Annotated in this window: 25 protein-coding genes and 1 pseudogene; 16 read left to right on the top strand and 10 right to left on the bottom strand. The window is 35.0% G+C overall.

Annotated elements, in window-relative coordinates:
• Positions 1–3 precede the first annotated feature (3 nt).
• The 13 genes from ACICQD_RS04255 to ACICQD_RS04195 all read left to right on the top strand — a co-directional run bounded on the left by ACICQD_RS04255 (position 4) and on the right by ACICQD_RS04195 (position 7,929).
• The gene (locus tag ACICQD_RS04255) at positions 4–510 is read left to right on the top strand and encodes a phage major tail tube protein (RefSeq protein ID WP_395461634.1); all 507 of its coding nucleotides are present in this window, start codon (positions 4–6) and stop codon (positions 508–510) included.
• 21 nt (positions 511–531) lie between these two features.
• A complete protein-coding gene (locus ACICQD_RS04250) occupies positions 532–786 on the top strand; it encodes a phage tail assembly protein (RefSeq protein ID WP_395461633.1) in 255 nt (84 codons plus the stop codon).
• A gap of 115 nt (positions 787–901) precedes the next feature.
• Complete coding sequence (locus tag ACICQD_RS04245; protein ID WP_395461632.1) at positions 902–3,211, top strand: phage tail tape measure protein; 2,310 nt, start codon at positions 902–904, stop codon at positions 3,209–3,211.
• The gene (locus ACICQD_RS04240) at positions 3,211–3,555 is read left to right on the top strand and encodes a phage tail protein (protein WP_395461631.1); all 345 of its coding nucleotides are present in this window, start codon (positions 3,211–3,213) and stop codon (positions 3,553–3,555) included. The genes ACICQD_RS04245 and ACICQD_RS04240 overlap by 1 nt, the downstream gene beginning before the upstream one ends.
• Positions 3,552–3,761, top strand: a complete 210-nt coding sequence (locus tag ACICQD_RS04235; RefSeq protein WP_236514450.1) for a tail protein X — start codon at positions 3,552–3,554, stop codon at positions 3,759–3,761. The genes ACICQD_RS04240 and ACICQD_RS04235 overlap by 4 nt, the downstream gene beginning before the upstream one ends.
• A gap of 1 nt (position 3,762) precedes the next feature.
• Positions 3,763–4,464, top strand: coding sequence for a phage tail protein (locus ACICQD_RS04230; protein WP_395461630.1), 702 nt, complete (start codon positions 3,763–3,765; stop codon positions 4,462–4,464).
• Positions 4,465–4,548: 84 nt separating this feature from the next.
• A complete protein-coding gene (locus tag ACICQD_RS04225; RefSeq protein ID WP_395461629.1) occupies positions 4,549–4,707 on the top strand; it encodes a hypothetical protein in 159 nt (52 codons plus the stop codon).
• A 56-nt stretch (positions 4,708–4,763) separates the two neighbouring features.
• Complete coding sequence (locus ACICQD_RS04220; protein WP_395461821.1) at positions 4,764–5,285, top strand: ankyrin repeat domain-containing protein; 522 nt, start codon at positions 4,764–4,766, stop codon at positions 5,283–5,285.
• Positions 5,286–5,331: 46 nt separating this feature from the next.
• Complete coding sequence (locus ACICQD_RS04215) at positions 5,332–5,565, top strand: hypothetical protein (RefSeq protein WP_395461628.1); 234 nt, start codon at positions 5,332–5,334, stop codon at positions 5,563–5,565.
• A 27-nt stretch (positions 5,566–5,592) separates the two neighbouring features.
• Complete coding sequence (locus ACICQD_RS04210) at positions 5,593–6,516, top strand: patatin-like phospholipase family protein (RefSeq protein ID WP_395461627.1); 924 nt, start codon at positions 5,593–5,595, stop codon at positions 6,514–6,516.
• A 3-nt stretch (positions 6,517–6,519) separates the two neighbouring features.
• Positions 6,520–7,143 carry a hypothetical protein gene (locus ACICQD_RS04205; RefSeq protein WP_395461626.1) on the top strand — a complete coding sequence of 208 codons (624 nt, stop codon included), beginning with the start codon at positions 6,520–6,522 and terminating at the stop codon, positions 7,141–7,143.
• Between the two features lie 133 nt (positions 7,144–7,276).
• Positions 7,277–7,576: a hypothetical protein gene (locus tag ACICQD_RS04200; RefSeq protein ID WP_395461625.1), complete on the top strand. Its 300-nt coding sequence runs from the start codon at positions 7,277–7,279 to the stop codon at positions 7,574–7,576.
• Between the two features lie 53 nt (positions 7,577–7,629).
• Positions 7,630–7,929: a hypothetical protein gene (locus ACICQD_RS04195; protein WP_395461624.1), complete on the top strand. Its 300-nt coding sequence runs from the start codon at positions 7,630–7,632 to the stop codon at positions 7,927–7,929.
• Between the two features lie 30 nt (positions 7,930–7,959).
• Here the strand turns inward: ACICQD_RS04195 and ACICQD_RS04190 are convergent, their stop codons facing one another.
• Positions 7,960–8,586 carry an ankyrin repeat domain-containing protein gene (locus ACICQD_RS04190; protein ID WP_395461623.1) on the bottom strand — a complete coding sequence of 209 codons (627 nt, stop codon included), beginning with the start codon at positions 8,584–8,586 and terminating at the stop codon, positions 7,960–7,962.
• A 174-nt stretch (positions 8,587–8,760) separates the two neighbouring features.
• On the opposite strand from ACICQD_RS04190, the gene ACICQD_RS04185 reads away from it, so the two are divergent.
• Positions 8,761–9,522, top strand: coding sequence for a DNA adenine methylase (locus ACICQD_RS04185; RefSeq protein WP_395461622.1), 762 nt, complete (start codon positions 8,761–8,763; stop codon positions 9,520–9,522).
• Here ACICQD_RS04185 and ACICQD_RS04180 read toward each other — a convergent pair.
• From ACICQD_RS04180 to ACICQD_RS04165, 4 genes and pseudogenes are all read right to left on the bottom strand, one after another.
• Positions 9,515–9,631: pseudogene (locus tag ACICQD_RS04180) on the bottom strand (IS5/IS1182 family transposase); the annotation flags it as partial. The gene ACICQD_RS04185 and the pseudogene ACICQD_RS04180 sit on opposite strands and share 8 nt — an antisense overlap.
• A 22-nt stretch (positions 9,632–9,653) precedes the next feature.
• A protein-coding gene (locus ACICQD_RS04175; protein WP_395461446.1) for an IS5 family transposase occupies positions 9,654–10,480 on the bottom strand; the annotation gives its coding sequence in 2 pieces (ribosomal slippage) (positions 9,654–10,093 and positions 10,093–10,480; 828 coding nt in all).
• A gap of 34 nt (positions 10,481–10,514) precedes the next feature.
• Positions 10,515–10,799 (bottom strand): transposase, encoded by a 285-nt coding sequence (locus ACICQD_RS04170; protein ID WP_395461621.1) that lies wholly within the window; start codon positions 10,797–10,799, stop codon positions 10,515–10,517.
• Positions 10,800–10,941: 142 nt separating this feature from the next.
• Positions 10,942–12,462 carry an HlyD family type I secretion periplasmic adaptor subunit gene (locus ACICQD_RS04165; protein WP_174516815.1) on the bottom strand — a complete coding sequence of 507 codons (1,521 nt, stop codon included), beginning with the start codon at positions 12,460–12,462 and terminating at the stop codon, positions 10,942–10,944.
• A 266-nt stretch (positions 12,463–12,728) separates the two neighbouring features.
• Here ACICQD_RS04165 and fabG point away from each other — a divergent pair, with 266 nt between their 5' ends.
• Both fabG and ACICQD_RS04155 read left to right on the top strand, forming a co-directional pair.
• On the top strand, positions 12,729–13,463 hold the full coding sequence (gene fabG, locus ACICQD_RS04160) for a 3-oxoacyl-[acyl-carrier-protein] reductase (protein WP_015589136.1): 735 nt from the start codon (positions 12,729–12,731) through the stop codon (positions 13,461–13,463).
• Between the two features lie 88 nt (positions 13,464–13,551).
• Complete coding sequence (locus ACICQD_RS04155) at positions 13,552–13,881, top strand: TrbC/VirB2 family protein (RefSeq protein ID WP_395461620.1); 330 nt, start codon at positions 13,552–13,554, stop codon at positions 13,879–13,881.
• Between the two features lie 27 nt (positions 13,882–13,908).
• Here the strand turns inward: ACICQD_RS04155 and ACICQD_RS04150 are convergent, their stop codons facing one another.
• The 5 genes from ACICQD_RS04150 to atpH form a co-directional block, all read right to left on the bottom strand.
• Positions 13,909–15,189 (bottom strand): M48 family metalloprotease, encoded by a 1,281-nt coding sequence (locus ACICQD_RS04150; RefSeq protein ID WP_174515763.1) that lies wholly within the window; start codon positions 15,187–15,189, stop codon positions 13,909–13,911.
• A gap of 71 nt (positions 15,190–15,260) precedes the next feature.
• Positions 15,261–15,905, bottom strand: coding sequence for a 3,4-dihydroxy-2-butanone-4-phosphate synthase (gene ribB / locus ACICQD_RS04145; RefSeq protein ID WP_007549343.1), 645 nt, complete (start codon positions 15,903–15,905; stop codon positions 15,261–15,263).
• Between the two features lie 6 nt (positions 15,906–15,911).
• Entirely contained in the window at positions 15,912–16,406 is a 495-nt protein-coding gene (gene greA / locus ACICQD_RS04140; RefSeq protein ID WP_077190318.1) for a transcription elongation factor GreA, read from the bottom strand.
• Between the two features lie 9 nt (positions 16,407–16,415).
• Positions 16,416–17,957, bottom strand: a complete 1,542-nt coding sequence (gene atpA, locus ACICQD_RS04135) for a F0F1 ATP synthase subunit alpha (RefSeq protein ID WP_182320407.1) — start codon at positions 17,955–17,957, stop codon at positions 16,416–16,418.
• Positions 17,954–18,514, bottom strand: a complete 561-nt coding sequence (gene atpH / locus ACICQD_RS04130) for an ATP synthase F1 subunit delta (protein ID WP_010962742.1) — start codon at positions 18,512–18,514, stop codon at positions 17,954–17,956. The genes atpA and atpH overlap by 4 nt, the downstream gene beginning before the upstream one ends.
• Positions 18,515–18,516 lie beyond the last annotated feature (2 nt).

Here is an 18,516-nt window from a genome sequence, read left to right as displayed (position 1 = left end):
AAAATGCTGCCAAAAATCTTAAAGAATTTTAACGTATTCGTTGATGGTAGGGGTTATGCAGGAAAAATAGATGAAATAACCTTGCCAAAACTTACCATAAAAACTGAAGAATATAGAGCTGGTGGTATGGATATTCCAATAAATATCGATATGGGGATGGAGAAACTTGAAGCTGATTTTACTTTTGCCGAATATGATTCAGAGCTTTTTAGGCTTTTTGGCCTCATAGATGGGAATTCGGTTTCTCTGACGCTAAGGGGTGGTCTTCAAGGCAGTGGAAGTAATGATATTGAAGGAGTAATTATCAACCTTAGAGGCATATTCAGAGAATTTGATTTTGGCAGTTGGAAACCGGCAGAAAAAGCAACGCTGAAGTGTACCGTAGCTGCGCATTATTACAAACTTACTATCGGTGCTAGAGAACTTATCGAAATCGATGCTGAGAATATGATTTGCAAGGTTAATGGTGTTGATCAAATGGCCTTGCTACAAACGATTTTAGGGATTTAATTTATTTATAGGAGAAAAAATATGAAAACAGTAAAACTTGATAATTCAATAACAGTTGATGGTATTTCTGTTTCAGAATTATCTATGCGTGAGCCTACAGTGGGAGATCTGCTGGCTATTGAGTGTGTAGAAGGTGAAGCCAGAAAAGAAGTAGCTTTAGCTGCTAACCTAACATCTATGCCAAGAGAGACAATAGAGAAATTGCGTATCAAAGACTATGTAAAAATACAAAAGGTACTCAGAGATTTTTTGTCGCCTTTAGAACAGAGGACTTAAGATTCAATGTTTTAAAGCTTAGTTCAATAACAGGAAGTGGAATTGAGCAGATTATTAATATGGGTATAAAAGAATTTCTCAAATGGTTAGAAGTAAGTGAAGGAGTAACAAAGAAATGTCAATGCTTTCAATAAAGATAGGTGCTGCATTAGATGGTAGCTTTAATAGCGCAATGATAGGTAGTACAGCTAAGCTTTCTAAGCTGGGTGATAGTATAAGGCAGCTTGATTCGTCAATGAAATCAGTCTCCAAATTTAAGCAATTAAATCATGATGCCCTTGAAGCCATGAAGAATTGGAAAGAAGCGGAGAAGAAAGCGAAAGAATCAGCTACAGCAATTGCTAAAGAGAAGAAGGAAAAAAAAGAACCAAGCAAAGCACTGAGAAACGAATTTGAAAAATTGAAAGCATCGGCATCAAAGGCAAAAGAGGCTTATATTAAAAAGAGAGATGCACTTCACATATTAAATGAAGAAGTAAGGAAAAGTGGAAAAGATATTAAATCCTTAGTGAGGGATCAAACTAAACTTGGTTCATCCATTGAAGTACTAAAAGGGAAATACAGTAAACTAGGATCTGTAATACAAAAACAGCAAAATGCCTTGGCAAAAAAAGCGCATTATAGATCACAAGTAATGGAGACTATAGGACTAGGGCTTTCACTTGCAGCTCCAATTAAAGTTGCAATTGACTTTGAAAGTGCTATGGCTGATGTTAAGAAGGTAGTGAGATTTGCTGAGGATGATGCAGCTCATAACCAAGGAGCCGCAGAATTTGGCCAGAAATTAAAGGAATTATCCCGTACAATACCACTATCGGCTGTGGAGTTAGCACAAATAGCTGCAAGTGGCGGCCAACTTGGTATTAAAAAAGAGAAACTGCTTTCATTCACAGAAACAGTAGCTAAAATGTCTACAGCATTCGATATGTCTGCAGAAGAAGCAGGTGATTCCATAGCTAAACTTGCCAATGTTTATGGAATTGAAGTAGCAGGCATGGAAAGGGTAGGTAATATTATAAATCACCTTTCAGATAATAGTGCTGCTAAAGCAGGAGATATGGTTAAAGCATTAGCTATAGTTGGTGGTAGTGCAAAACAGTTTGGTCTTGATATTAAGGAAACAAGTAGTTTAGTAAACGCCTTTATTAGTTTAGGTAAACAACCAGCAAAAGCTGCTACTGCAATAAACGCTCTACTTAGTAAACTCCAGACCGCTGAGGGACAGGGGAAAAAGTTTAAAGCAGCATTGGAAGACGTGGGAATAACTGCAGAAGAGATGACACAAAGGATTAGCAGAAATGGCCAAGACGCACTACTTTACTTTTTTGAAACTCTGGAGAAGGTAGATAAACAGGAACGTTCGCAAATCCTTCTCGATCTCTTTGGTCAAGAATATCAAGATGATATTGCATTACTAGTTGGAAGCTTAAAGAATTATAAAGATGCCATAAATCATTTAGCTGACGAGAAAAAATTTGAAAAGTCCATGCAAGAAGAGTTTAACAATCGTGCAGCAACTACAGCAAATAATTTACGACTACTGAGGAATGCAATAGCAGAAGTAGGAATGAACCTGGGCTCAGTAATGCTACCTCCTTTAAAGTGGATAAGTAATATTCTAAGAGAGATAACTAACCCCATAGCTCGGTTTGCAGAAAAGTTTCCAGTTATTACTACAGGAATAATGAGCATAATTTCAGCTCTTATTATTGGTAAGATTGCAGTAGTAGGTTTTGGTTATGCATTTGCATTGGCTGGAGGTGGAATACTAACTTTTAAGGCTATTTTGCATGGAACACTTCTGCCAGTATTAACTTCATTATCAGCACGAGTAATTCCAGCAGTAATTATGGGACTGAAAGCTTTAACGCTAGCCATGGTTACTAATCCTATAGGAGCTGTTGTTGCTGGACTATCAGTTGGTGCAGCGCTTGTAATCGCTAATTGGCAAAAGGTGAAGGACTTTTTTTCTAGCATCTGGAAATCAATTGTAAAACCTATAGGAGAATTTTTCAATTGGATTGGTATAGGAAAATTGTTTAATGATAGTCCGCTAAAAGCATTTGAGACACCAGTAGAAACAAAAATTGGCAATGAAAGTAATGTTTTGAGTAATGGAAACCCTTTATTAAATAATAAGGAAATTTCTGAAAGCGGAAAGAGTATTATTGGAAATACTAAAATCGGTAGCGTTATTGAGGAAAAAAGTTCTGTAGCGGATGACTTAGAGAAAGTTTTAAAAGACTGTGAAAAATGTAAATGTGAACAAAAAGAATCAAAAATTTTCAATCAAACTTTCACATTTAATATAAGTATAAAAGCAGAGCCTAATCAAGATGTACGTAGTCTTGCTGATACAGTAATAAAAAGAATAAGAGAAAAATCACGAGATGTTATGTTTGATACGGTAGATCCCATTTACTGATGCTATCCCTTGGTCCATATAAAATTTCCCCAACGAGTTTAAAGTATAGCAAAGAGAAGCGTTGGAGTGTGGTTGAGTGTATTGGCAAGCAGTTACTACAGAACATTGGCCGAGGGGCAGAAAATATAGACCTAGAAGGGGTTATTTATCTTAGTAATTTAAGTGAATTAAAGAATATGAAAGAAGCAGAAGCAAATCAAATACCCCGCACTTTAGTTGATGGCATGGGAAATGTTTTAGGACAATTTGTAATTACTCGTTTTGAAGAAAAGCGAACGTCATTTTTCCCTTGTGGACTGCCGAAAAAAGTTGAATTTAATTTAAGTTTAAGTCGTTATTCATGACTATATATTACTCGACAAAAGAGAATGACATGTTGGACTATATTTGTTGGAAGCACTATGGATTTACTTCAGGAGCAGTAGAAATAGTATTAGAAGAAAACCCTGGACTTGCAGAACATGGTAGTTTTTTGCCAGCAGGACTGAAAATTAAGCTGCCTGTAATTGAGAAACCTCTACAGAAATCAACCTTAAAGATTTGGGGATAAAATGCAGCCAGAGTTTGTCATTGAAGGGTATGAATTAACAGAAGATCGCTTAGTGTCAATGCATATTACTGATGAATCAGGGACTATAGAAGATATAGCTGAAATATGTGTTGATTACAGGGATGATAACATAAAAGTTCCAAAAGAGCTAAAGATTGCTTTGGGATATAGAGAAACAGGAGTACTACCCATAGGTGTATATACAGTCAATGAAGTTACGGTGCAAAGTCCACCAAAAACCTTGATGATCAAAGGTCATGCAACAAATTTGATGATATCACTAAAGGAAAAAGTATCTAGGGAATGGCATCAGATTACACTAGTTGATTTAGTCAAAGAAATAGCAAATAAACATGGATATGGGTACAAAGTTGCTGAAGAATTTAAAGATATATTGATACCACACATTGATCAGACTGAAGAAAGTGATATAAATTTGTTAACTAGAATAGCTATAGAGCGGGAAGCCATGGCAAAACTGGCAGGAGGATACGTATTGTTTATTCCAAAAGGCGCAGCAAAATCAGCAACGGGAAAAGCTTTAGGAACAACGACTATTAGACCTCAAGATACAATCAATTGGAAAGTGCATTTTACTGTACGTGATAAATATAATTCAGTGATAGCAAAATGGTATAGCTATGAGAAGGGAGAACCCATATCAGAAACAGTAGGTAGCGGTGAACCAAGTTACCCTATATAAACAATTTATCCAAATGCAGAATCAGCATTAAGTGCAGCAAATGCCAGATTTAAACAACTACAGCGTAATAATGAGACTTTAGAAATGACAATACCAGGTAATCCAGAGTTATTTGCAGAGGCAAAACTTAATCTTGTAGGGTTCAATCAAGATATAGATGGTGAATGGATAGTTAATAGAGCGGAGCATACTTTAAATAGCTCAGGTTACCTTACTATGTTGTCAGCATCTTTGAGTAAGTGATGTTAAGAAAAAATGAGTAAATGATCTGTTTAATATGAAGGAACTGTGTGCCAAGTATGAACAAACTGAAGTGTGATAAAAAAGATAAACTACATTTTGTATGGTTTATGATATTAATGGTATGTGTTGTTATTACTTATTGCTACCAAAAATCCAAAGCTAACGAGAATTACAGAAAGATACTACAAGTAGCTACTGTAAATTGTAGTTTAGAAACAACGAGATTTTTAGTAAAAGATATAATACCAAACTTAAGCGAAACAGCATTACATTATGCAGCAAGAGAAGGATGCTTAGATACTATTAAATTTTTAATAGTAGAAGAGAAAGTAAATATAAATGCAATCGACAAGAATGCTTTTAAAAGGACAGCTTTACATCATGCTGCAGGTGAAGGGCATTTAGGAGTTGTAAGGTTCTTATTAGAAAAAGGTGCGAATCCTAACATAAAAGATAATGACGGAAAAGGAGCTAGAAAAATGGCTGTAATGGCATCGCGACACGATAAAAACAAACCTTATAAAGAAATAATAAAGTTACTGGCTAGAGCAGAGGAACAGTACAAATCAGAGAAGTAGTTACTATAAAGTAACTATCCATAATAACTTTACGTTTTAAATCATTATGCAAAATCAAAAAATCCCAATAACAGTAATTATCACTATAGTAATACAGACCGTAGCAACAATTTGGTGGCTTGCCAAGCTAGATTTACGGGTACACATGCATGATAAATTTATAGAGCAGAACAACGGATTGACCGTTACGGTATACCGGCTTGAGGAGAGAATAAAAAATCTTTCTGAGGAGCTAGATGAGTTTAAATTACAAGTTTTAAGCGGGAAAATTAAATCTTAACATCTTTATCTAAATTTTCATTTCACAATGACTAAATATATCTTGTCCGTTGACGGCGGAGGCATAAGAGGAATAATACCAGCCATAATACTAGCAGAAATAGAAAAAAGATCAAGAAAAAAGGTAGCAGAAATCTTTGATCTGATGGCTGGTACTTCAACTGGTGGCATTGTTGTTGCTGGATTGTGTAAGAAAGATGAACGGGGAAATCCTCAATACTCTGCAAATGATTTAGTTGAGCTTTACCAGGAGTATGGGCCATACATCTTCAAATCATCTTTATGGAGAAAATCAATAGCTTCTTGGCTAAATGGTGCACAATATTCGTATAAAAACATAGAATGCGTGCTCGATAAATACTTCGGCGAAAGTACTATTGCTGATGTTTCAAGTAATCTACTGCTTACCAGTTATGATATACACAACAACTGTCCATTTTTCCTTAAAAGTTGGAGAGAAAACAGGAATTTCATCAAGTTAAAAGATGCACTCAGAGCTACAACAGCAGCACCAACTTATTTCTCCCCTAAATACTTAAAAATCAATCAAGAAGAAAGAATGTTGATAGATGGAGGGGTGTTTGCCAATAACCCGGCAGCATGTGCATATGCAAGTGGCAAGAGATTATTTCCAAATGACAACATTATCCTGTTATCAATAGGTACTGGAAGAACAACCAAAAGTATAACTAATTCAAAGAGATTGGGAAAAATAGGGTGGATAAAGCCACTATTACACGTAATATTTGCCTCTGGACTGGACTGCGTAAATTATCAAATGAATCAAGTAATAGGTGATAGATACATAAGAATACAATCACAACTGACAATAGCGTCGGCTAAGATGGATAATACTACATCAAAAAATATTAAATGTCTTCAGCAAGAGGCAAATGCAATGATAGAGGACAACCAGGAAGCAATAGATAGATTCTGCAATATTGAACTATAAACGATGCCAAGCAAACTAAAGAAATTATACCACAAAGCAAAGAAAGGGTTAAAAAACATAGTTTCGCCCAAAAAGCATAAAACTGTGACTAAGGGGCAAGAAGCTAAGCCAAAACCGCCACATGAGCAACCTCTAAAGTTGATGGCACTAGAGCAGAAGACCTCTAAAGTAGAAAATGTCAAAAAAGATAAAAAAGGAATAAAAGAAAAAATAAAAAGCTTCAAAACGAAACCCGTAGAGAAAGACTTAAAAAAAAGCAACGTGTTCAAAAAAGGCTTCAAAAAGCTAAAAGGGAAAATAAAAAGCCTAAACCCCATAAAGTCCAAGAAAAACAAGATAATAGGGAGCAAAAGATTAGCATTTTTACTGACAGCTAGTACGATTGTGGCGATTTTACCAACATTCAGTTTAGCTCCCTTGCCAGCATTAGCCATAACTTCTGCATGTGTTTTCAGTATTAACTTTATCGCAGTCAAAACACTAAAGAAATTTATCAAACAACGCAAATTAGCAGCAGAATCTAAAGAAGAGTCAACTCTAGCTGAACCAAACAAGCCGGAAGAAGAAATTCAAGATGTATCGATTCAGCAAGTAGCGGAAAATTCTAAACAAAATTCCAGAGAATAGCTTAGTTTTGTGCCATTTATTACAAATATAAACTAGTTTTAGTATATGCTAAATCCTTAGTTGTTCAGGTGCACATCAATTGACCACACTACTTTTTTAAGTTATACTTATAATTTAAGATCAAAAAGATGCTATGGTATACTACTTCGATCAGGATCCGGAAACAGATGATATTGTTCATCAAACTTTTATAGCCCAATCAAAGACAATGGAGGCTATAAAAGGTAATAAAGAATGTGGAGAATTAGCTTTAGAAATACTAAATATTATGGCTTACTGTGGATCATATGATTTTCCTGCAGCAATATTGTTCGGATTATACGATTATGATGATGAGGAGGAGAATGATAACTTTGAGTACTCCGTAAGTTCTGCTATTGATTTGTTAGTAAGATATCAAATGATTATACCAAAGAAAGTGGGTTCGTGTTAAGTATTCATCGAGTCGCTCAAAGTAATATACGGTTTATGTTAAAAAGACAAGGTATGGAAAAAGTAGTTCTAAATAAGGCTATGGACTTATTCGAAGAAGCTCTAACTAATATCGTGACATACCTCGACGATGGTGCAGTACTGGAGGATATATGCTCTCATGCGGAGTTTGTCTTGAGTTATATTGAATACCAAGAATTGTATAAGAAGTGTGAAAAAATACAACTTCTAATGAAAACAAGAATGGAGCAATTAAAAAGTTATGAAAACGATTTTATATTAAGTGATGCAAAAAGAAGAGTCCAACAAAGTTACGCACTAGAGAGATTACGCACTAAAGAAAAGAGTCTATAAACATTATATATTTTTACACAGCCACTTTTCCTACACCTTTTTTCCCGTATCTTTACAAATACTCTGATCATATAGCTCAAGACATTGAGCCATAAGGTTCAATCCTTTGTTATTTTTAATGGTTAGATCAGCTCCTGCTTTTGCAAGATACTCTATCATTTCAGAGTATTTCATATAACCAGCTATATGTAAGGCAGTATCACCATCTTTATTAGTAGCATTCACATTTGCCCCATTTTCTATTAAGCATCGCACTGTTCCAACATCACAATATTTATCAGCACAAAGTACAGCTTCATGTAAGGGGGTATTACCATTTCTGCCACGAGCATTCACATTTGCTCCACTTTTTATCAAATGTTTCACTATCTCAAGATTACCTTGTGAATTAGCAAAAAATACAGCCTCATGTAAAGGAGTTTCACCGCTATAATCAGGAGCACTCACATCCGCTCTCTTTTTTATTAAATATTTCACCATCTCAAAATTACCATGTGTAACAGCCGTATGTAAGGGAGTACGACCATTTATATCTCTTGCATGAAGATCCCACTTCCATTTCTCTATAAAAATTTTCATTGTGGTAAGATGATTTTTCTCAGCAGAAGCATGCATCATAATCATTGCTTCTTCCTCAAATTCTTCTTCACTAGTCAATTTATTTAGCCCTTATATATTTTAAAAATTATAACAGAAAAAAATTGTTATGTCAAATCATGAGTTAGCTCTAGGAAGATATTCTATAAACGTTGGATATATTTTCCTTGCTGATTGGCAACTTCTAATGCAGACATATTTTCAGTGTAGCAAATAAAGAAAAGGAAACAAATTTTGCTTGTAAAATCTCCTCTTCGCTACCCTGGAGGTAAGAGTCGCGCCGTTTCTCAAATTATTAATAAATATATTCCAAAAAAGTTATCTACGCTTTGCTCCCCTTTTATAGGTGGAGGATCAATAGAGTTAGCGTTAGCCAGCAGAGGAACAAAAGTTTATGGCTATGATGCCTTTGAACCATTAGTAAGATTTTGGCAGGTGCTTTTAGAAGATGCTTCTTACCTTGCAGAGGTGGTGCGGAAGTATCAAAATATGACATCTACCATGTTTTATAACTTACAAAAAACATTTTTCACCTTGCAAGATAGAATTGAAATTGCAGCAGCATTTTTTGCATTAAATCGCTCATCTTTCAGCGGTACAACATTGTCGGGCGGTATGTCTCCAGGCCACCCACGTTTTACACTAAGTTCAATAGAAAGATTGGCAAAATTCTCAATTAAAAATCTTACTGTGAATTTAGCTGACTTTAAAAAAAGTATTCCTAAACACGCAAATGATTTCTTATATTGTGATCCTCCTTATTTAATTGATCAAAAACTATACGGAAGAAGAGGTAGAGATTTTGACCACGAAGGACTTGCCAAACTTTTGTCGACTCGTGATGGATGGGTTCTGTCATATAATGATTGTGAGGAAATACGGGATATGTATACAGAACATCACATCATTGAACCCAAATGGAGTTATGGAATGGGCAACTCAAAAAAATCGAATGAGATTTTAATCTTGAGTAGACCTCTTTCGAAACTCATATAGACAGCTCAAAATTGTGAATTCCTGCTATTAAATTGAATCTCAAGCCAAAACGTTTTCTCCGATTGCGGTATCTGTCTGCAATAATTTTGAATCTTTTTAACAGACCAATTACATTAGACCTCTTTCGAAACTCATATAGACAGCTCAAAATTGTGAATTCCTGCTATTAAATTGAATCTCAAGCCAAAACGTTTTCTCCGATTGCGGTATCTGTCTGCAATAATTTTGAATCTTTTTAACAGACCAATTACATTCTCAACTACTACTCTTTTGCTTGCTAGCTCCCGATTTTCTACCTTTTTTTCCTTAATTAAGGGACTCTTTTTCATCCTTCTGTGTGGCAACTCGACATTTTTGTGAATTTTCTGAAAACCTCTATAGCCAGCATCGGCTAAAACTTTTATACCTTCTGATACATGCACTTTTGACTCCTTGAAAAGCCGAAAGTCATGCTTTCTCCCGTTTGAAAATGACGTACAAATAATTTTCTTGCTCTTCTTTTCTGCAATTATTTGTGTTTTTAGCGTATGTTTTTTCTTCTTTCCTGAATAAAATCTTTTCTGCTTTTTTTTGGTCTCTCTACAGGTGTTTCCGTTGCATCAATCACCAAAATCTCATATTTCACGTCGCTTTTTAGGAGTTCTTTTCGTCCTGGCAATGCGAAATCTTGGTGTTGTATTAGAGTATCCTCTACCCATTTTACAGTTTTATATGCCGTACTTTCACTTACTCCATAACTTTGACTTATGTGAAAATATGTACGGTATTCTCGTAAGTATTCTAATACCATGAGCAGCATATTCTCCTCGTTTAGCTTATTTTTCCTTCCTCCTTTGGCTTTCTTTTTTTTATTTTCTTCACATAAAATCCCTACCATTTTGTTAAATGTTGATCTCTTTACTCCTGTTAGTCGACGAAACTCCCCTTTATCGAGCTCTTTCACTATTTCATACTTCATTTCTCCTTACCTCAAAATTACTATTTTTACTGCTTTATCCTAGTTTCGAAAGAAGTCTAATGTCTCTTTCCCTTGTTACTCTTGCTAACTCTCTTTGTAAATCAAACCTCTCTTTGTCGTAAGGAGCCATGTTACCTCTACCTGGAAATGCATCTGCTGCCGACTTTTTTTCGTTGTGTTTCTTTATCCATTTTCCTAATAAACCACCCTTTATTCCTAAATCCTTTGCTATTTTTGTAATTGTTTGACCTGCCTTTCTTTGTTCATTTGCCAGCTTAACAGCTTCCAATTTGAATTCTGCCGTATATTCTCTTGCCATTTCTAATCCTCAAAAATTTTATTTTACCCGAAAAAACTCCTTTCTTTCTCTCCACTTTTTCTGGGTAAGGTCAAGAAGCCTATTGTCTAATTATGTACCTAAATTTTATTACGGCACTTTCACTACTACTTTAACGAGTGAGCTACCTTTCTATAAAAGACCTATCGACTGTTGCAATTATAGGCGTAAACAAGAATGATAAAAGAGTACGAGATTGAGTAACTATGTACACTTCTGCTGGCATACCAGGGTATAGGTATACGTTTTTAAACTGAGCAAGCTCTGGTTTTGGTATCACTACACGTACTGAATAATAACGCCCTAGCCTTGGATCATCAAGGGCATCGGGAGAAATATTGCTTACTATACCATTAATTAAACTTAAACGACGTGCACTGTAAGCACTTAAACGAACTTTAACCTTTAGCCCTTCTAGCCCATCAATAGAGACTATGTTGCTATCTTTCTTTTGTGCTGACAGTATCTCTTCTATGTTTCTGGTCTGAATTTTAGCATCTATTATTAGGTCATCATCCGATGGCACTACGCTCATGATCGGAACTCCAGATTGTATAACACCACCTTCAGTATGGTATCTTATATCTGTGACTATCCCATCTTGAGGCGATTTAATTATTGTACGTGCTAATGAATCTTCAGCAACCATCAGTCTCTCTTTCAAGTCTGCAATAGACGTACTAACTTCCTTAAGTTCAGCGTTTGCTCTTTCTTGAGAATCATTTCTCACGTTTATAATTTCTAATTCGTTCTCTCCAATTTTTTGCTGCACTTGAGATATTGCAGAACGGTAATGTCCAACTCTGCCTTCAATTTCAGCAAACTGCTTTTCTAAAGCTAAAATGTGTGGTTTGCTTATATGGCCACTATCAAGTAATTGTCTTTTTGTTTCCAACTCCTCAGTTATCAAGTCATATTGCTTATGAGCTGCATTTAGTTGAAAGTTTAGCCCCGCTAATTCATCATTTAACTGCTTTATACGTTGTTGCAGTATGTCTGTTTTTCCCAATATGCTCTTTCTCTGAGAGTTGAACAACTTTACTTGATTCTTTATCGCTTTATTTACAAGTTCATCGTGAGATAATTTTTTAACCTCATCAGGAAACTCGAGCGTGTCCAAATCTACTCTGATTGCAAGAAGCCTTGCTTCTGTTGCTAAAAATGATAAGAGCTTCTCTTTGATGATACTTAAATTCGCCTTCTCGTTAACATCACTCAACAAAACTAGAGGCTCATCTTTTTTAACTGCTTGACCCTCTTTTACTAAAATTTTGCTTATTATTCCTCCGCCCAAGTGTTGAACTATTTTTCTATTTGAAGATACAATAACTTCTCCACTTGCATGCACCGCACCGTCAATTGGAGCTATAGCCGACCAAATACCACCTATCCCAAAAAAGATGAGTATTACTACCAGACCAAAAAATAGTGGTCCCCATGTTACTTTCAGGACTTCATTTACGTTATTACTTTCGCGTTTTAAAATAAAATTTATCACTGCATCAATCAATGCAAACGTCTTATCCAAAAATTTTGGGTACTTCTTCTTTTTATTTTTTGCTCCTTGCATATTTATATTATCACCATGGCCAATCAAGCCTGTCAAAGAAAATCCAGCGCTAAGCTTTTTTAACTTACTTATCATAATACTACTGTGAATTTGTGTTAACTCAAGATAACACACAAAAACAAAGAATCTATAATTTAAGCATTCCATTTAGACTGTAGAGCACCAGAATAAACTATTTAGTAACAATTCCTGCATCAACTATGTTTTTAAAATTTTTTGACGTTTAACTTTATTATAACTTTTTCTTTATTTTGTGAATATCTGAGTTACTTATATTATGTAAGAAATCTATTGCCAACTAGTCAATATTCTGTTAGGAATTAAGATAATATAAAGTTATTATGCTTAAATTGGAAAGCAGAAAGTTCCTGATTACTGGCGCATCAGGCGGAATAGGGCAAGCAATTGTAAAAATTATGCACAAAGCCGGAGCAACTTTATGTATTTCTGGCACAAAAAAAGAAGTGCTCGAAGAAGTTGCTAAACAATATGAAAAAAACATGCATGTACTCCCTTGTGATTTATCAAATGCTGAGGAAGTAAATCAACTAATAAATAGAGCAAGTGAGCTGATGGAAGGCTTTGACGGGCTCGTATGCAATGCGGGTATTACGCGAGACAGTTTATTATTGAGAATGACAGATGAAGCATGGCAAAAAGTAATTGATATTAACTTGAGCTCTACATTTAAGCTGAGTAGAGAAGCATGCAGAAAACTAATTAAGAATAATTGGGGAAGAATTATAAATATTTCCTCAATAATAGGGCTGACAGGAAACGCCGGGCAAGCAAATTATGCGGCGTCTAAAGCTGGAATAATAGCTATGAGCAAATCCATAGCAAAAGAAGTTGCAAGTCGTAATATAACAGTAAATTGTATTGCTCCTGGGTTTATAGATACTAAAATGACTGAAGTTTTAAATGAAGGACAAAAGGGAAAAATATTAGATAATATTCCAATGAAAAGAATGGGAACAGGGGAAGAAATAGCAGCAGGGGTCTTGTTTTTAGCAAGTGATGAAGCAAAATATATAACAGGGCATGTGCTCAATATTAATGGTGGGTTATTTATGTAGCAACACTTATGTATGGACAAATTATAATTTTTACTTTAAAATAAAAAATGTGTAGGTTTAGGTTAATTTATTACTTAGAGGCAAAAAAATGAGCTCTATAATGGAATTTTTTAGTGTTTTTTGCGTAGTATTGCTTTTCTCTTTCTCAGGTTATGCAGCTGACCCTGATATGGATGACACAACTAAAGTAATATGCAATATTATTGGTTATGTTTGGGGGATAGGCGGTCCACTTATGACGGTAGTAATAATTGGTGCAGCTTTGCTTGCAATATTTGGCAGGATGCCGTGGCCAGCCCTCTTTGCTCTTGGCATGTTCTGTGGTGTATTTTTTGGCGCTAAAACTATCATAACGAAAATTATCCCCAACGTAAGCGATGAAGCAAAAACTATGTTGGAAAAGTGTGGACAAAAATAATCCAAAAAGTGCAGAAATGCTTTTTTGTTATCCATTAAACCGCTTCATATCTTCAACTTGCAACAAATAAGGGCTATCTTTTGGTAAAGTTTTAACAGCTAGCTCAGCATATTTTGTAAATTGCTTTAAATCACCTTCAATACAAGCCTTTTTTGTCAAGGCAAAATAATGCATTGCCGTATCAGCTTCACATTTATATGCAATGCTTAAATACTTCCAGACAAAAGCGTTATCTGGTTCTACATTCAAAATCTGCTCCAGGTAAAAAATCGCCTTTTTTGCATCACCGTGTAATAATAAAGTATGAGATAATGCAAGTTTCACTAAATAACTGTTTTTCTCAGATAAATACCTAAGCGATTCCTCATACATTTTTATTGCTTCACTTAAATTTCCGGCCTTGTATAGCATTTCTGCTTTTAATTCATATAGGTATGGGTCATTGCGTGACTCTTGAATCAATGAATTAACTTTAGCAATAGCCTCTTCTATCTTTCCTTGCCTATAGCAAACTATAGCATTTACATACTCAGAATTATTTTCATATTTATTAGATAACACATGAATAGGAGCAAAGAAAGAGTCTAGCTTGGCAACCACACGCTCAAACTTTAGTAACTTATCCGCAAAAATTGGTTTTACGTTGTTTTTAACCTTATAATTTTGTACAGCAAATATACGTTTCTCACTAAGTGGGTGAGTGCGGAAATATTCCTCGGTGTTCTCATGCTCAATACTTTTAAAATAATCAAAAATCTCTTTCATACCTGAATTATCATAGCCAGATTCATCAAGATACCTTAAAGCATAGCTATCTGCTACACTTTCTTGCTCTTGAGAATAGTTAAAAAATAGCCTTGAACTAAACGCTACACCACTAAGCAAAATTGCACCAGCAACCTGAGGGTTAATGATAATACTAGAAACTAATCCTACCATATAACTAATCATTGCTATCGATTGAAAATAACCCATAGCACTACTCATTTGCAATATATGACCAGCAGATATGTGAGCAATCTCATGTGCTAATATACCAAGCAGGACATAAGGTTTAGCCGAATATTGTAAAAGTCCTAAATGAATGAAAATACTGTTATTGTTAATTACAAAAGCATTAATCGAATTGTCATTAATTATAAAAACTTTTATTTGCTCATGATCAATATCCGCAGCAGAAAATAAAGGTTGTGCTAGCTCTTTCACTATTGCTTCCACTTCACTATCTCTAATAATGTTAATAGAGTAAGCATTATTACAATATGCAAAAAAGAACAATAAGGTCAAAAACTTAGCAACTCTAAACATGAAAATTCTGTGCTTGTATAATTTATAGAAATTCTACATTTTAACACTTAAATTATACAAATTTATAAACGCTAGTTTAAATTTTTAACGTAACTGATAAGTTTGTCGATGGTAGTTAACTTAATTTTATGTTGTTCAGCAAATTTAAGTAACTGAGGTAAGCGCATCATAGAGCCATCATCATTCACTAATTCACAAATAACTGCTGAATGATCAAACCCTACTAACTTCGCCATTTCAACACTCGCTTCAGTATGACCAGCACGTTGTGCCACCCCACCTTTATGTGCAATTACAGGAAAAACATGACCTGGAGTTATGATGTCATCCTGAGTACCATCCTTGTTGATAGCAGCATGTATAGTTTTCGTTCTATCCTCTGCTGAAACACCGGTTGTAATGCCATAACGTGCATCAATTGATGTAGTAAATGCGGTATGATTTTCACCAATATTTTTCTTTTCCATGAAATTAAGGCCCAACCTTTTCATGTGAAATTTAGTCATTGCTAAGCAAACAACCCCTGTACCGTACCTAACCATAAAAGCCATATGTTCCGGCTTTATTTTCTCAGCTAAGACAATCAAATCGCCTTCATTTTCTCTATTTTCATCATCAACTAAAATGAATAATTTACCGGAACGAGCATCCTCTAATACATCTTCCACAGAAGAAATACCTGGTAGACTCATTGAAGCATAAGTGGCCTGTACCATAATAATTTACTTAAATTCAATCTTAACTATTTTATACAATTTCTCTCCATTTGGCACTGTCACTTCCACATATTCACCGACTTTTTTGCCGATTAAGGCACTCCCAAGTGGTGAACTAGTAGATATTAACTGCTTTGAAACATCAGCTTCATATTCGCCTACAACCTTATAAACATATTCCACTTCACCGTTATTATCACTTAACATGCTTAATGTCACAGTTGCACCAAACATTACTGAATCACCAGACAAATTTTTTACTTCTATTACTTCCGCATGTGAGAGCTTACTTTCTATCTCCATTATACGGCCTTCAATAAAACCTAACCTTTCCCGTGCTGCATGATACTCTGCGTTTTCAGACAAATCACCTTGATCACGAGCATCAGAAATAGCCTGTATCACAGAAGGTTTTTCTTCCTTTAATTTTTCAAGTTCGGCTTGCATATTCTCAAAACCTTCACTCGTTATAGGAAATTTATTAATAATGGATGAAGCCATAATCACCACCTAAACGCAATTAAATTGAGTAACGAAATTACTCACAATGTTAAAAATATCACCTTTTATATCATCACTCATGTCATTTGACAACTTTTTTAAAACCCCAGGATGCACAGTATGAAAATAATTAATAAGATCATGTTCAAATTTATTAATGTAACTTATTTGTATTTTACTTAACTGATTATATAGGTTAGAAAAAATATACATCAGCACTACTTGTTCTTCTATTGACATAGGTAAATGTTGTTTTTGCTTTAATAACTCGACAAGATATTTACCCTTATTCAAGGATAATTGAACACTAGCATCAAGATCAGAACCAAATTTTGCGAAATCTTCTAATTCTCTATACTGAGCTAAGCTTAGCTTTATAGAACCAGCAACTTTCTTCACAGACTTTAGTTGTGCAGCAGAACCAACCCGTGAAACTGACAAACCTATATTTACTGCAGGTCGAAATCCTTTATAAAATAATTCAGACTCAAGAAAGATCTGCCCATCGGTAATTGAAATAACATTTGTTGGCACATATGCAGATACATCACCAGCTTGAGTTTCGACAATTGGCAAAGCAGTTAAAGAACCCTGCCCTTTTTTATCAGACATTTTAGCAGCTCTTTCAAGCAAGCGAGAATGTACATAGAATATATCTCCAGGGTAAGCTTCACGACCAGGAGGACGTCTGAGCAATAAAGACATCTGCCTATATGCCACAGCATGCTTAGATAAATCATCATATATAATCAAACAATGCATTCCATTGTCACGGAAAAATTCCCCAATAGTGCAACCAGCATAAGGTGCTAAAAATTGCATAGGCGCGCAGTCAGATGCACTAGCCACAACTACAGTTGTATACTCTAATGCTCCGCTTTCTTTCAGCTTATTTACCACTTTTGCTACTGTTGAAATTTTTTGCCCAATAGCAACATAAACACAGTAAACTTTTTGATTTTCGTTTACCTCATCGTTAATCTTCTTCTGATTGATAATAGTATCAAGCGCAATAGTAGTTTTACCAATTTGTCTATCACCAATAATTAATTCACGCTGCCCTCTACCTATTGGAATTAGCAAATCTATAATTTTAATTCCTGTTTGCAGTGGCTCATGCACAGACTTACGATCAATAATGCCTGGCGCTTTAGATTCTATATCCATTCTGTTTTTGGCTCTAATTTCCCCACCGTCGTCCATAGGATGGCCCAACGCATTTACAACTCTCCCTAACAATTCATGCCCTACAGGCACCTGCACAACATCACCACTACATTTTACAACGTCCCCTTCTTTCACATCACGGTCATTACCAAGCACAACTATTCCAGCCGTATTATGATCTAAATCGAGAACTATTCCTTCTACACCACTTGCAAAAAATACCTTTTCACCGAATTTTGCTTTTTCCAGCCCATAAACCAATGCGATACCATCTGTTACTGAAATTACTTCACCTATATTTTCCCGCTTTATAGGATTATCAAACGTCTCAACCTTTTCTCTTATTATACTTGCTATCTCAGAAACATTCATACTGTTCTTCATACAAAATTCCTTACTTTTAATATTTCCATTTTACTTAAGTCAACTAACCTATCCAAGTAACTTTTTAGCGAAGCATCGATCAAATTAAAACCATACCTAACTACGAAGCCACCTAGTATAGAAGGGTCAACCACATTGCTTACTTTTATTATTTTACCAAGAAAGCTCAAAGATTCAGTAATTATTTTTATATCAGATTCCTTTAAAGTTTCTGCTGACTTTATAGTAATTTCGAATTCATTTTCATTTTCTCTTGCAAGACTTAAGAATTTTTCTAATATAAGGATCAATAAACTAGAGCGTTTATTTGCAAATATAACCATAATAAATTTTACTAAATTCTCACTCAAGTGCTCATTTATAGAAAGCATCACTTCTTTTTTGTGTGCAAAAGAAATCATAGGATGAGATAGGTACACAAAAACATCACGTTGATCCTTAAAAAAAGCCAACAAAAATTCTACTTCTTTCCTTATAATACCTAACCTGCTTCCTGAGACATGAAATAGCACTCTAGCGTAAGATGAAACTAAATTATTGTATTGGGTCTTTTTCATAT

This window comes from Wolbachia endosymbiont (group A) of Therophilus tumidulus (genome assembly GCF_964277345.1).
Lineage (GTDB): Bacteria > Pseudomonadota > Alphaproteobacteria > Rickettsiales > Anaplasmataceae > Wolbachia > Wolbachia pipientis.
The sequence above is the reverse complement of the archived record's forward strand: the minus strand, read 5'-3'. Positions and strand labels throughout refer to the sequence as shown.

Bases quoted from the DNA above. Each gene is read 5' to 3' on its own strand.
- ACICQD_RS04240 (WP_395461631.1), top strand. From the start codon at position 3,211: ATGCTATCCCTTGGTCCATATAAAATTTCCCCAACGAGTTTAAAGTAT.
- ACICQD_RS04155 (WP_395461620.1), top strand. From the start codon at position 13,552: ATGAGCTCTATAATGGAATTTTTTAGTGTTTTTTGCGTAGTATTGCTT.
- ACICQD_RS04250 (WP_395461633.1), top strand. From the start codon at position 532: ATGAAAACAGTAAAACTTGATAATTCAATAACAGTTGATGGTATTTCT.
- ACICQD_RS04165 (WP_174516815.1), bottom strand. From the start codon at position 12,462: ATGATAAGTAAGTTAAAAAAGCTTAGCGCTGGATTTTCTTTGACAGGC.
- ACICQD_RS04220 (WP_395461821.1), top strand. From the start codon at position 4,764: ATGAACAAACTGAAGTGTGATAAAAAAGATAAACTACATTTTGTATGG.
- fabG (WP_015589136.1), top strand. From the start codon at position 12,729: ATGCTTAAATTGGAAAGCAGAAAGTTCCTGATTACTGGCGCATCAGGC.
- ACICQD_RS04215 (WP_395461628.1), top strand. From the start codon at position 5,332: ATGCAAAATCAAAAAATCCCAATAACAGTAATTATCACTATAGTAATA.
- ACICQD_RS04150 (WP_174515763.1), bottom strand. From the start codon at position 15,189: ATGTTTAGAGTTGCTAAGTTTTTGACCTTATTGTTCTTTTTTGCATAT.
- ACICQD_RS04205 (WP_395461626.1), top strand. From the start codon at position 6,520: ATGCCAAGCAAACTAAAGAAATTATACCACAAAGCAAAGAAAGGGTTA.
- atpA (WP_182320407.1), bottom strand. From the start codon at position 17,957: ATGAAGAACAGTATGAATGTTTCTGAGATAGCAAGTATAATAAGAGAA.
- ACICQD_RS04255 (WP_395461634.1), top strand. From the start codon at position 4: ATGCTGCCAAAAATCTTAAAGAATTTTAACGTATTCGTTGATGGTAGG.
- ACICQD_RS04225 (WP_395461629.1), top strand. From the start codon at position 4,549: ATGACAATACCAGGTAATCCAGAGTTATTTGCAGAGGCAAAACTTAAT.
- ACICQD_RS04245 (WP_395461632.1), top strand. From the start codon at position 902: ATGTCAATGCTTTCAATAAAGATAGGTGCTGCATTAGATGGTAGCTTT.
- ribB (WP_007549343.1), bottom strand. From the start codon at position 15,905: ATGGTACAGGCCACTTATGCTTCAATGAGTCTACCAGGTATTTCTTCT.
- greA (WP_077190318.1), bottom strand. From the start codon at position 16,406: ATGGCTTCATCCATTATTAATAAATTTCCTATAACGAGTGAAGGTTTT.
- atpH (WP_010962742.1), bottom strand. From the start codon at position 18,514: ATGAAAAAGACCCAATACAATAATTTAGTTTCATCTTACGCTAGAGTG.
- ACICQD_RS04195 (WP_395461624.1), top strand. From the start codon at position 7,630: ATGGAAAAAGTAGTTCTAAATAAGGCTATGGACTTATTCGAAGAAGCT.
- ACICQD_RS04210 (WP_395461627.1), top strand. From the start codon at position 5,593: ATGACTAAATATATCTTGTCCGTTGACGGCGGAGGCATAAGAGGAATA.
- ACICQD_RS04170 (WP_395461621.1), bottom strand. From the start codon at position 10,799: ATGGCAAGAGAATATACGGCAGAATTCAAATTGGAAGCTGTTAAGCTG.
- ACICQD_RS04235 (WP_236514450.1), top strand. From the start codon at position 3,552: ATGACTATATATTACTCGACAAAAGAGAATGACATGTTGGACTATATT.
- ACICQD_RS04230 (WP_395461630.1), top strand. From the start codon at position 3,763: ATGCAGCCAGAGTTTGTCATTGAAGGGTATGAATTAACAGAAGATCGC.
- ACICQD_RS04200 (WP_395461625.1), top strand. From the start codon at position 7,277: ATGGTATACTACTTCGATCAGGATCCGGAAACAGATGATATTGTTCAT.